This is a genomic window from Micromonospora sp. NPDC047187, from assembly GCF_040643355.1.
Lineage (GTDB): Bacteria > Actinomycetota > Actinomycetes > Mycobacteriales > Micromonosporaceae > Micromonospora > Micromonospora salmantinae.
This window is the reverse complement of the sequence record NZ_JBEYUF010000023.1, coordinates 91,712-103,925: the sequence shown is the minus strand read 5'-3', so window position 1 is coordinate 103,925 and position 12,214 is coordinate 91,712. Positions and strand designations below refer to the sequence as shown.

Genomic DNA, 12,214 nt, shown 5'->3' with positions numbered 1-12,214 from the left:
AATTGGCACTGGCTTTACAAGCACCCTGTTGAGTTCTCAAAGAACAACCACACACCGACCAGAAGCCCCACCACAGTGGAACCCCAACCGGGGCTAATTCCCGCTCCCACACCCGGCGCTTTCAGCGCCAGGCACTTTTACTACGTTACCCGCTCGTTTCCGCCGTGTCAAACCGATATTTCGCGGTTCGCCATGCTTCAACCCGATAATGCGGATAGTCTTGCTTGCTCGAGTCCACGATGACGCACGTCGTTACCGACGTTCGTTTCTGTCGTGGGAAGCCGCAGACCGGCCGATCACCGCTTCGCGGCTCTCCGCCCGGCTCCTGCCGGCTCCGAAACTCTACCCGGTCGGCTCCGCGTTCGCAACCCCGTTTCCGGAGTGTTCCGCACCGCCCGATCCTCAGTCTCGCTCGGCGTTCCCGCCACGAGCCTGGTGCCCGTTCTCGGCCGGTTTGTCCGGCCTCCCCCGTGCAGAGAGAAAGTTACGCGGACGGCTCGGAGAAGGCAAATCAGGGTTCATCACTGGTTTGGGCGAACAGCGACCACCGGTGCCCGGCACAGCCGAGGACGCGAGCACCTCGGCTCCCCGGCACAGCCGAGGACGCGGGCCACCTCGACGTGCCAGAGTGTCAGTCATGGATGAGTCCGGGCACGGTGCCAGGGTGTTCGCCGAGGAGGCCCTGCTCGGCCTCATCGGGCCGTTCTGGCAGGTGGTGATCGGCGCGGTCGTGCTGGTCGTACTTGTGCTCTCGGTGGGACGACTGGCCCGACGCGGCAGGTCCCGGATGACCACCGCGCTGCTGGTCACCGCCGCGGCCATCGCCGGGTTCGCGGTGATCGGCGTCCTGCTGGAGGGCTGAGGTTCAGAGCCGGCGGTTGGCCAGGCTGGGCAGCTCGGCGCGGATCGTGTCGAGCCGGTCCAGGTCCAGGTCGACGACGGAGACCCCCGGGCCGTCCGGCACCTGGCCGATGACCGTCCCCCACGGGTCGACCACCATGCTGCGGCCGAAGCAGGTGCGACCTGGCTCGTGGTCGCCGGTCTGACCGGCCGCCGCCACGAAACACTGGTTCTCGATCGCCCTGGCCCGCAGCAGGACCTCCCAGTGGTCCCGGCCGGTGTGCATCATGAACGCGGCCGGAACCACCAACAGCTGCGCGCCGCCGCCGGACGCGAGCAGCCGGTACAGCTCCGGGAAGCGCAGGTCATAGCAGATCGACAGGCCGACCCGCAGCCCTTCGACGTCGACCACCACCGGTTGGACCCCGGGCGCGACACTCGCCGACTCCCGGTAGGAGACCCGACCGGGGATCTCCACGTCGTACAGGTGGATCTTGCGATAGGTCGCGGCCAGGCTGCCGGAACGGTCGAAGACCAGCGAGGTGTTCCAGGTGTGGTCCGGGTCTGGGCCGGCCTCGTGGAACGAGCCGGCCACCAACCAGATCCCGAGCCGCCGGGCGACCCCGGCGAAGAAGCTGCCCACCTCACCGTCGACCGGCTCCGACTCGGGCAGCCCAGCGGCGGGACCCAGGTAGTCGACGTACTCCGGGAGGACGGCGAGATCCGCGCCGCCGGCGGCGGCGCGCTCCAGTAGGGCCTCCGCGGCCGCCAGGTTGGCCTTACGGTCGTCCCTGGCGTTCAGCTGGCAGACGGCGACACGCATGAGCAAAGGGTACGGCTGGAGGGCTCTGACGGACAGCGTCACGGTCTGGCCGGCACGGGTGGTGGTCACACTGGCGAACGGCGCCGAACACGATCACGCCGGCCGCTCAGGATCGAACGGCCGGCGTGACGCGGGAAGGATCAGGCGGACTTCTCTTCGCGGTCGCGCCGGGCCCGGCGCCCGGTGAACTCACGCGGCACGATCGTCGGGTTGACGTTCTCCAGGACGACCTCGCGGGTGATCAGCACGCGGGCGGCGTCGGGGTTGCTCGGCACCTCGTACATCGCGGAGAGCAGCACCTCCTCGATGATGGCCCGCAGACCACGGGCACCGGTGCCCCGCAGCATCGCCTGATCGGCGATGGCTTCCAGCGCCGGCTCGTCGAACTCGAGCTCGACACCGTCCAGCTCGAACAGGCGCTGGTACTGCCGGACCAGGGCGTTGCGCGGCTCGGTGAGGATCCGAACGAGAGCGCTGCGATCCAGGCTGCGCACGTTGGTGATCACCGGCAGCCGGCCGACGAACTCGGGGATCAGCCCGAACTTGAGCATGTCTTCCGGCATGACCTGGCTGAAGATGTCGTCGGTCGACCGGTCGGAGACCGACCGGAGTCGGGCGCCGAAGCCGGTGCCGCCCTGCCCGGTGCGGGACTCGATGATCTGGTCGAGGCCGGCGAACGCCCCACCACAGATGAACAGCACGTTGGTGGTGTCGATCTGAATGAACTCCTGGTGTGGGTGCTTACGGCCACCCTGCGGCGGCACGTTGGCCACAGTGCCCTCGAGCATCTTGAGCAGGGCCTGCTGCACACCCTCACCGGAGACGTCCCGGGTGATCGACGGATTCTCCGACTTGCGGGCGATCTTGTCGACCTCGTCGATGTAGATGATGCCGGTCTCGGCGCGCTTGATGTCGTAGTCGGCGGCCTGGATCAGCTTGAGGAGGATGTTCTCGACGTCCTCGCCCACGTAGCCCGCCTCGGTCAGCGCGGTGGCGTCGGCGATGGCGAACGGGACGTTCAGCATCCGGGCGAGGGTCTGCGCCAGGTGGGTCTTGCCGCACCCTGTCGGGCCGAGCAGCAGGATGTTGGACTTGGCCAGCTCGACGGCGTCACTGCCGGAGCCCGGCGCACCGGCCGCCTCGGCCTGGATCCGCTTGTAGTGGTTGTAGACCGCTACGGCGAGCGCCTTCTTGGCTTGATCCTGGCCCACGACGTAGGTGTCGAGGAACTGGCAGATCTCCATCGGCTTGGGAAGCTCTTCCCACTTCACCTCGCCGGACTCGGCCAGCTCCTCTTCGATGATCTCGTTGCAGAGATCGATGCACTCGTCGCAGATGTAGACCCCTGGGCCCGCGATGAGCTTCTTGACCTGCTTCTGCGACTTGCCACAGAAGGAGCATTTCAGTAGGTCGCCGCCGTCACCGATCCGTGCCACCTACGTTCTCCCTGCACTCATCGGCCGGAGACCCGGCCCTGACCTGCGGACGTTGCGCGCCGCCCGGCTTAGTTCGCGCCGCCGGCCCAACCGGCGAAGCGGTACGGACCCGACGTTACCCGCTGGCGGGGCATTCTCCGACCCCCAAAACGGGTGTGTCAGAGGTCGGCCGGGAACGGAGCCCCGGCCAACCTCTGACCCGGTACAGCTCAGCGGGCGGCGTTGGCCGCCAGCAGACCCTTCTTGCGGCTGGTCAGGATCGTGTCGACCAGCCCGTACTCCTTGGACTCCTCGGCCGTCATGATCTTGTCACGGTCGATGTCCTTGCGAACCTGCTCGATCGGGCGGTTGCAGTGGCGGGACAGCATGTCCTCCAGCTGCGTACGCATCCGCAGGATCTCCCGGGCCTGGATCTCGATGTCCGAGCCCTGCCCGTAGCCGCCCTCGGTGGCCGGCTGGTGGATGATGATCCGCGAGTTCGGCAGGGCCATCCGCTTGCCCGGAGTGCCCGCCGAGAGCAGCACCGCCGCCGCGCTCGCCGCCTGCCCGAGGCAGACCGTCGAGATGTCCGGACGGACGTACTGCATGGTGTCGTAGATCGCCGTCATGGCGGTGAACGAACCACCCGGCGAGTTGATGTACATGATGATGTCGCGGTCCGGGTCGGTGCCCTCGAGCGTCAACAGCTGGGCCATCACGTCGTTGGCCGACGCGTCGTCCACCTGGACGCCGAGGAAGATGATCCGGTCCTCGAAGAGCTTGTTGTACGGGTTCGACTCCTTGACCCCGTACGACGTGCGCTCGACGAACGACGGCAGCACGTAGCGGTTGTGCACGGCCGCGAACTGGGGCGGCAGGCTCAGATCGGTCATCGTCAGCTCCTCAGCTCAGGGTCCCGGCGCCATCCGGAACCTGTGCGGCCCCGATGATCACCTTGTCGATGAAGCCGTAGTCCATGGCCTCCTGGGCGGTGAACCAACGGTCCCGGTCCGAGTCGGCCTCGATCTGCGACTGGCTCTGGCCGGTGTGGTGCGCGACCCGCTCCTGGAACATCCGCTTCGTGTAGAGCATCTGCTCCGCCTGGATGGCGATGTCGGACGCCGTGCCGCCCAGACCACCGGACGGCTGGTGCATCATGATCCGTGCGTGGGGCAGGGCGTACCGCTTGCCCTTGGTGCCCGCGCAGAGCAGCAGCTGACCCATCGAGGCAGCCATGCCCATCGCCACGGTCGACACGTCGTTGTCGATGAACTGCATGGTGTCGTAGATCGCCATGCCGGAGTAGACCGAGCCACCCGGCGAGTTGATCCACAGGTTGATGTCGCGGTCCGGGTCCTCCGCGGCGAGCAGCAGCAGCTGCGCGCAGATGCGGTTGGCGACCTGGTCGGTCACCTCACTGCCCAGGAAGATGATGCGTTCCTTGAGCAACCGGTTGTAGACCGAGTCGTCGAGGTTGCCAATGGAGTCGCCACCGCGCGCGTCAATCGCCCGGAGCGACTTCTTGGGGATGTGCATGTCGGTCATGGCAGCCCTTCGCTCTCCGTACCGTCTTTCCCGACACTAACCGCTGTGCGGGGCGGCAGAGTCCCGGTCGGGGCAGTGTTCGCTCTCAGCGCAGCTGTGTCGGGCGTACCCGCGGCGCGGGCTTCCGGGCGTACCCGGCAGTGCTTGCTGCTCGGGCGTACCCGGCAGTGCTTACCGCCCGGGCGTGCCCGGAAAGGGAAACGGCCGCCGGGGGGGGGGGGCCCGGGCGCGGGCGGCGCCCCCCCCCCGCGGGGGGGGGGGGGGTGGGTGTCCTCTCGCGTGTTCGTCTCCCGCGCGCTGCTCCCTCGACGTGTCGCCCGCCGCCCCCCCGCCCGCACCCGCCCCCACGGCGGCCGCACCCGACGATCAGTGGTCGTGGTTGTGCTCCGCCTCGTTGGCGGCGCGCAGGGCGTCGAGGGTGATCCCGTTGCCGGCCGAGTCCTTGATCGTGATCTTCTCCATGACGGCAGCGAGCGCCTTGCCCCGCCGCACGTCGCCGAAGACCGCTGCGGCCGCGCCGGAGCGCACCAGCTGGTCGTAGTACTGCTGCGGGGCCATCCCGGCGCGCTGCGCCCGGTGCACGATCTCGTGCCCGAACTCGTCGTCGGAGACCTGCACGTCCTCCGCGTCGGCGAGCGTGTCCAGCAGGAGCTGCACCTTGACGCCCTCGGTCGCCGCCTCGGTCAGCTCGGCGTCGATCTGCTCCTCGGTCTTGTCCTCGGCCGCGAGGTACTCCTCCATCGAGGCGCCGATCCGCTCCAGCTGGTCGACCATCGCCTGCTTGCGGCTCTCGACCTCCTCGCGGACGACACCCTCCGGGGCCGGGATGTCGGCGGCCTCGACGAGCTGGGCCAGGGCCTTGTCCCGAGCGGCGTAGATCTGCTCGACCTGCTTGCCCTGGGTGACCCGGGACCGCAGGTCGCCGCGCAGCTCCTCGATCGTGTCGAACTCGCTCGCCATCTGGGCGAACTCGTCGTTCAGCTCCGGCAGCTCCTTCTCCTTGACCGTGCGCACAGTCACCGCCACGTCGGCGTCCCGACCGGCGAAGTCGCCGCCGACCAGCTGGGTGGTGAAGGTGGTGTCGTCACCGGCGGCGAGGCCGACAACTGCCTCGTCCAGGCCCGGCAGGAGCTGCTTGCTGCCCACCTCGTGGGAGATGTTGCTCGCCTGGCCGCCCGGCACGTCCTCGCCGTCGACGGTGGCGTTCAGGTCGATCTGGACGTAGTCGCCCTCGGCGGCGGCCCGCTCGACGGTCTTGAGGGTCGCGAAACGCTCCCGCAGGTTCTTCACCTGCTCGTCGATCTCGCTCTCGTCGATCTGCAGCTCGTCGACGGTCACCTCGATGGTGCTCGCGTCCGGGATGGTGATCTCCGGGCGGACGTCGACCTCGGCCGTGAAGTTCAGCGAGTCACCGTCGTTGAACTCGGTGATCTCGACCTCCGGGCGCCCCAGCGTCTTCAGGTCGTGCTCGCGCACAGCGGCGAGGATGTTCTCCGGGATGGCCTCCTGGACCGCCTCGTTGAGGACGGTGCCCCGGCCCACCCGCTGGTCGATCACCGCGGTCGGCACCTTGCCCCGGCGGAAGCCCGGAACCTGGACCTGCGAACCGATCTCCCGGTACGCCTTCTTGAGGCTCGGCTCGAGCTCGACGAACGGCACCTCGATGGCGAGCCGCACGCGCGTCGGGCTCAGAGTCTCGACGGTGCTCTTCACAGGCGTACTCCTTGACGGATCTCAGTTGAGTCTGGGCGTGATTCAGCCCATCGAGTGTAGGCGAGCCGGCCTGACGCTCCGGCATCGCCCGGGGACCGCACTGGGCGGCACCCGGGGCGGCCCGGCCGCGGACGACAGTCGGGGTGGCGGGATTTGAACCCACGGCCCCTCGCTCCCAAAGCGAGTGCGCTACCAAGCTGCGCCACACCCCGTGGCGACGTGCAGTCTATGCCGTCGCCGCGCCTCAGTCGGTGCCGGGGCATGCCCCACCCGGACAGATCACCCGAAAATTACCATTCCGCTCCGCCCACGTGTCGCCGAGATCCCCAGGGCGCCGCCGCGTCGGCGGCGACGCGGTTACGCGTCGGGCGTCGACATTGGGTACGCTGTAGGCGCGTCCTGTTTCGGCGGGATGCACGCGGGCGTAGCTCAATGGTAGAGCTTCAGTCTTCCAAACTGACTACGCGAGTTCGATTCTCGTCGCCCGCTCCAACGCCCTCCGGCCCAGGTCGTGAGGGCTCTTTGGTGTACAGGACTCGGCGCACGGGCCGCTGCGGTCCGCCCACCCGCCGGGATGCCGGGCGGTCGCTGCGGGCGTCGACACACAGCAGGGCCCAGGTGGACCGCACGGTGGCGGCACCTGGACCCACTCGGCGAGGCCGAGTCGCGTGTCACTTCAGGTGGAACCGTTCGTCGACAGTGAGAGCCGCCAACTGCGGCACGGAGAACGGCAGCTTCGTCAACGCCGGCCGGCTCTCGTCCAACCGCACGCCCTGCGCCACGAAGACCACCACACCGTCCGGGTGCCGGTACGCCGACCACTGGTCGAGCCGATCGTCGCTGCCCGGTCGGACCACCACGCCGACCCGCAAAGCTCCGACGGTCTCGACCTGACACTCGCCCCGCATGCCCCAGAATTTCTGGGCCAGGTCGCACGGCTCGGTCGGCAGCTGGTTGCCGGCGGCGTGCACCTCGACGATCACGCGGCCGGTGCCCTCGCCCTGCGCGACGGCCACCGAGGACGAGTAACTCCACACGTCGACGCCGTCCACCTTGTCCTCGAACTGCGACTGGTGGGTCCGCAGCGTCCGCTCCTCGACGGACTGGCTCGACGGGTCCTCCGGCGCGGTGTAGCCGGAGGGTATGACCGAGACAGCCTCGCTGAGCAGGTGAGCTCCCTGTTCGTACCTGGACCCGGCCCGCGCGGTCCGGTCCTCCTGCGGTTGCCCGTCCGGCCCGGTCGGCCACGGCTCCTTGGTGTCCGGAGAAGCCAGCGGCCCCTGACCCGCCGGTTGGTAGACGTGGCCGCCCGGGGTGGCGACGGCCGCGAAGCCGGTGACGGCCAGCACGACAGCCGCCGATCCGAGGGACGCCCACAGCGCGCGTCGACGGAAGCGCGTCCGCCGTGCCGCGCCGAGCGCGGCTGTCGTACTCAATGGTGGTGGCGGGGTGGTCCCCGCCATCTCGCTGCGCAGCCCCTCGCGCAACTCCTGCTCGTTCATCGCTCCCCCATCTCGATCCCGCTGTACGTGGGGGTCAGGAGGCCGCGCAAGGTGTCGAGCCCGCGTGCCGCCTGGCTCTTCACCGTCCCTGGAGAACACTCCAGCAGCGCCGCGACGTCCTCGATCGACAGGTCCTCCCAGTACCGCAGAACCAGCACGGCCCGCTGACGCGGCGCCACCCGGGTCAGCGCCTGCAACAGCACCAGTCGGCTCTCCGGCGAGTCGGGCGGGGCCACCTGTTCGGCGTCCTCCCCACCCACCCGTTCACGCCGCCACCAGCCGCGGCGGCGCTCGTCGAGGAAGGTCCGGATCAGGATCCGGCGCACGTAGCTGTCGAGCACCTCGTGCCGGGAGATCCGGTTCCAGACCCGGTAGAGCTTGACGAACGTGGTCTGGACCAGGTCTTCGGCACGGTGCCAGTCGCCGCACAGCAGGTACGCGGTGCCGCGCATGGCACCGGACCGTGCCGCGAAGTACTCGGCGAACGCCTCGTCGCGATCGCTCATTCAGGCCTCCGATCCCCGTTTCGAGTTAGTCACGCGGGGTCTGCCCCAGGGGGTTGCTCCGGATCTCGCGGACATGTCACGGGATCAACGCCGGCAAGGGCGCGAAGGACGCCTTGACAGGTGTCGATCCGTGCACTGGTGTAAGGACCAAACACATCGACGTCCGTCACAGGAGGGCACATGATCGTCCGACGACGGTGGACAGCTGCCGCCACCACAGTGATCCTGTTCAGCGCAGTGTTGTCCCATCCCGCTTCCGGAACGGCCGCACCCGCCGACCCGGCCGCCCCGATCGCTCTGAGCGCCACCGAAACCGCAGTGGTCCGGGTCCAGCTGCGCGATCAGGCCCAGTTGGACCGGCTCGTCGCCACCAGCGCGGACCTGGCCAACCGGCCCCGGACGCGGGACGGCCGGATCATCGCCGACCTGGTGCTCAGCGGCGCGCAGCTCGGCGACCTGACCGCGCAGGGCGCGACGGCCCTGCAGATCGTGCAACGCGCCGGGGACGGCAACCGGCACTACGCCGACAGCGTCCGCGCGGCTCAGGCCCGCACCGCCGCCGGGCTGCGGGCGCCGGCCGCAGGCCAGCGGTCCACCGCCGCCACCGCGGTGGACACCCTCCAGGTGCAGCAGGCGTACTGGTGGACCACTACCGGACAGACCTTCCTGCAGGCCCAGGTGGCCACCACCGCCACCGACGACCCGGACGTGGAGATCACCGTCAGTTGGCGCACGGCGGACGGCGTCACCGGCTCGTTCCCGCTGTACCGGTTCGAGGACTCCGGCGAGTACCAGTACCACTACGCGCTCCCCCAGCCGGTGCCGAGCCGACCGGTTCAGCTGACCGCCACCTCCAGCCTCGGCGGGGTCAGCCGGGCGGTCACCCCGGCGCTCTGGCCGAACGCCTCGCCGCCGCCGCTTCCGGCCGGCTACCAGAAGGACTTCATCGACGCGTACCTGACGCCGGTGGACATCCAGGCGCGGATGAAGCGGCTGGCCCGCCAGTACCGGGACCTGGTGGACGTGATCGACCTGCCGAACAAGACCCAGGGATACCGACGCACCGCCGCCGGCTACCTGGGCGACCCGGCAGTGGCCGCCCTGGTCGTCGAGTCGGTCCGCTTCGGCGACCAGAACATGAACGGCGTACAGGTACGGACGGTCGACCCGGGCCGGGCCAACCGGCCACTGACCGTCGGCTACCGCGACCGTGTCCTCACCGTGTCACTGGCCACCGACACCGCGGGCAGGACGGTGAGCACCACCGACGAGGTCGCGGCGGCGATCAACGCCCGTCAACCGGACCGGTTCCGGGCCACCGTCGAGGACGGTTCGGCCGGGCTGCCGATGCCCGTCGCCGGCCCCACCCGACTCGACGACGGCCTCCAGGGCACCGAGGTGCCGGCACGGCCGTGGACGGTGCAGGCGCTGCGCCTCGGCGTACACCGGGACGGCTCCCGGGTCGGGGTGCTCGCGTACTCCCAGGAACACGCCCGGGAGTGGGCCACCCCGCTGGTGACGCTGGAGTTCGCCGAGCGGATGCTGGCCAACGCCCGGACCGACCCGGCCACCCGTGAGCTGCTGGAGCAGGTCGACATCTTCGTCATCCCGATGGTCAACCCGGACGGCGCGAACTACTCGTTCAACGACTTCAACTTCCAGCGCAAGAACCTCGTCAACCACTGCACCGGGGCGGCCCGCGACCCGAAGAACCGCACCTCGTGGGGCGTCGACATCAACCGCAACTACACCGTCGGGTCGTACTTCGACGGCTACGTGGGCGCCAGCGCCAACTGCCTGTCCGGCACCTACGCGGGCACCGCCGAGCTGTCCGAGGCGGAGAGCGGCAACGTGATCGCCCTCGCTCAGGACCACCCGAACATCAAGTTCGCGATGAACGTGCACTCCTACGGCGGGTACTTCATGTGGCCGCCGGGGGCGTACCGGGCCGACGGCAGGGTCACCCTGCCGCGACCGTCGATCGACGAGTCGACGCTGTTCCTCAACAGCGCCCGGCGGATCGTCGGCGCCATCGCCCAGGAGCGCGGCACCGTCACCTGGCCGTCGCAGACCGGACCGGTCGCCGACGTTCTCTACTCGGCCGCCGGCAACTCGGCCGACCAGCTCTACTACGAGCTGGGCATCTTCGCCTGGGACTTCGAGGTCGGCAACGACCGGTGGAACCCGGCGACCAACCAGTGGGAGGGCGTCGGCTTCCAGCCGCCGTTCGACGAGGCGCACGGCGAATCCCAGGAGTACGCCGGCGGGCTGGTGGAAATGGTCCGGGTGGCCCGCGACTACGCCGCCGCCGAGGCGGCCGCCGGCTGACCCGCGGGTTCCGTACCGCCGCCGGCTGCCACCGGCGGCGGTACGGCCCATGACCCGCGACCCTGGGTGACGGACGGTAAGCCGATGGTGATCACAGACGTTGACGTGTTTTCATGTCAGCACGCCTGCGCCGACCCGGGACATCGATGACTGAGCAACCCGCACCTGATCACCTCGTTGTGGTCGACGTGTTGACGCAGGGTCTGAGCCACCTGCTACGCGACGAGGATCCGGAACTGGCCCGATGGATCGAGGAACTGGTCGCGACACTGAAGAGTCCCCGGCAGACGACGCTGGCCGGCTGGAACAGCTTCCTCGATCCCGGCGCCGACTCCAGCTGACCCGCTCGGAGTTCACCCGCCTGGCCGACGGCCAAGCTGGCCCGGCTGCCATCCGCGCTCTGCGGCGCGCGCAACGCAACCGCACGATGCTCGTCCTCAAGAGCCTCGCCGACACCGACGACGCCCTGGCGACGTCGGCGCACCTGCTCGGCCACGCCCACCGCCTCGACCCGGCCGCCGCGGACGTGCTGCTCGATCATCCGTGGCTGGCTGTCTGGGCGGTCGATCGGGTCCGGCGCGGCGCCACCGACCGACCCGACTACCTTCCGTTCGCGGCGCTCGCGGCGGCCGCCCTCAGCGGTCGGCCGGACGCGGCGGTGCCGGTCACGCCGCGTGCGGGCCTGGTGCCCGTGCCGGGCCTCGGGGTGTTGCGCCGACGCGGCACCACAACTGTGACGCCGGCCGACCTGACCGGGCGCCAGTGGACGCCCACCCGCTGGTGGCGCTTCACCGACCAGTCGGTCACCCTCGACCTCCGCGTCGACGACCTGGACCCCTACCGCGACTGCTTCGGGCTACCGGTCGCCGCCCGGCTCTCCACACCGCAGGCCGCGGAGCTGGAACGGTCCGTCGGGCACGCCTGGCACCTGCTCGTCGGGTACGCCCCGACGCACGCCGCCGAGGTGGCCGCCGGGATCAGCACCTTCGTACCGTTGGCGGACGGCACCGAGCGCGGGCACAGTGTCACGCACGCCGACGCCTTCGGAGCGTTGGCCGCCGACGCCAACCTCGACCCGGTGGATCTGGCCGTGACGATGGTGCACGAGCTGCAACACAGCAAACTCAACGCTGTCCTCGGCCTGGTCCAGCTGCACGAACCCGCCGACCCGGTGCGGTACTTCGCGCCCTGGCGTCCTGACCCGCGTCCGATCGGCGGGCTGCTGCACGGCACCTACGCGTTCACCGCCGTCGCCGAGGTGTGGGCCGCGCTGCGGGCCCATCCGGAACTGGCGGTCCAGGCCACCGCGCGGTTCGCTGTGGTACGGGCGCAGTTGGAGCGCGCCCTGGTCGAGCTCGCCCGGGCCGGAAGTCTCACCTCGGCCGGGCAGCTCTGGGCAGATCGCCTGGCCGGACGGATCGGCAGGCTGGCCGCCGTGCCGGTCCCGGCGTCCGTCGACGCCGCCGGGCGGCGGGATGTGGCGGAGGCCGAGCGCGCCCACCGACCGACGATCACCACCGGATGAACCCCAGGCTCGGCACG

At 69.7% G+C, this 12,214-nt stretch carries 11 protein-coding genes and 2 tRNA genes; 5 read left to right on the top strand and 8 right to left on the bottom strand.

Annotated elements, in window-relative coordinates; all coding sequences use genetic code 11:
* Positions 1-637 precede the first annotated feature (637 nt).
* Positions 638-862, top strand: coding sequence for a hypothetical protein (locus ABZ794_RS27580; protein WP_112584164.1), 225 nt, complete (start codon positions 638-640; stop codon positions 860-862).
* Between the two features lie 3 nt (positions 863-865).
* Here the strand turns inward: ABZ794_RS27580 and ABZ794_RS27575 are convergent, their stop codons facing one another.
* From ABZ794_RS27575 to ABZ794_RS27550, 6 genes are all read right to left on the bottom strand, one after another.
* On the bottom strand, positions 866-1,663 hold the full coding sequence (locus ABZ794_RS27575; protein WP_357518254.1) for a carbon-nitrogen hydrolase family protein: 798 nt from the start codon (positions 1,661-1,663) through the stop codon (positions 866-868).
* 140 nt (positions 1,664-1,803) lie between these two features.
* Positions 1,804-3,099, bottom strand: a complete 1,296-nt coding sequence (clpX, locus tag ABZ794_RS27570) for an ATP-dependent Clp protease ATP-binding subunit ClpX (protein WP_112676080.1) — start codon at positions 3,097-3,099, stop codon at positions 1,804-1,806.
* 209 nt (positions 3,100-3,308) lie between these two features.
* A complete protein-coding gene (locus ABZ794_RS27565) occupies positions 3,309-3,971 on the bottom strand; it encodes an ATP-dependent Clp protease proteolytic subunit (RefSeq protein ID WP_030333536.1) in 663 nt (220 codons plus the stop codon).
* Positions 3,972-3,981: 10 nt separating this feature from the next.
* A complete protein-coding gene (locus tag ABZ794_RS27560; protein WP_007464111.1) occupies positions 3,982-4,623 on the bottom strand; it encodes an ATP-dependent Clp protease proteolytic subunit in 642 nt (213 codons plus the stop codon).
* Between the two features lie 366 nt (positions 4,624-4,989).
* On the bottom strand, positions 4,990-6,336 hold the full coding sequence (tig, locus tag ABZ794_RS27555) for a trigger factor (RefSeq protein ID WP_145789660.1): 1,347 nt from the start codon (positions 6,334-6,336) through the stop codon (positions 4,990-4,992).
* A gap of 138 nt (positions 6,337-6,474) precedes the next feature.
* A tRNA-Pro gene (locus ABZ794_RS27550) sits at positions 6,475-6,548 on the bottom strand.
* A gap of 206 nt (positions 6,549-6,754) precedes the next feature.
* On the opposite strand from ABZ794_RS27550, the gene ABZ794_RS27545 reads away from it, so the two are divergent.
* Positions 6,755-6,828: transfer RNA gene (locus ABZ794_RS27545), tRNA-Gly, on the top strand.
* Positions 6,829-7,007: 179 nt separating this feature from the next.
* Here the strand turns inward: ABZ794_RS27545 and ABZ794_RS27540 are convergent.
* On the bottom strand, positions 7,008-7,838 hold the full coding sequence (locus ABZ794_RS27540) for a hypothetical protein (RefSeq protein WP_210786041.1): 831 nt from the start codon (positions 7,836-7,838) through the stop codon (positions 7,008-7,010).
* The gene (locus tag ABZ794_RS27535) at positions 7,835-8,344 is read right to left on the bottom strand and encodes a SigE family RNA polymerase sigma factor (RefSeq protein WP_210786042.1); all 510 of its coding nucleotides are present in this window, start codon (positions 8,342-8,344) and stop codon (positions 7,835-7,837) included. Before ABZ794_RS27535 ends, ABZ794_RS27540 begins: the two co-directional genes overlap by 4 nt.
* Before the next feature lie 180 nt (positions 8,345-8,524).
* Here ABZ794_RS27535 and ABZ794_RS27530 point away from each other — a divergent pair, with 180 nt between their 5' ends.
* The 3 genes from ABZ794_RS27530 (at position 8,525) to ABZ794_RS27520 (ending at position 12,197) form a co-directional block, all read left to right on the top strand.
* Positions 8,525-10,672: a M14 family zinc carboxypeptidase gene (locus tag ABZ794_RS27530; protein WP_357518251.1), complete on the top strand. Its 2,148-nt coding sequence runs from the start codon at positions 8,525-8,527 to the stop codon at positions 10,670-10,672.
* A gap of 146 nt (positions 10,673-10,818) precedes the next feature.
* Positions 10,819-11,013 carry a hypothetical protein gene (locus ABZ794_RS27525; RefSeq protein ID WP_146765853.1) on the top strand — a complete coding sequence of 65 codons (195 nt, stop codon included), beginning with the start codon at positions 10,819-10,821 and terminating at the stop codon, positions 11,011-11,013.
* Between the two features lie 86 nt (positions 11,014-11,099).
* Complete coding sequence (locus ABZ794_RS27520; protein ID WP_357518249.1) at positions 11,100-12,197, top strand: HEXXH motif-containing putative peptide modification protein; 1,098 nt, start codon at positions 11,100-11,102, stop codon at positions 12,195-12,197.
* The last annotated feature ends 17 nt before the right edge of the window (positions 12,198-12,214 follow it).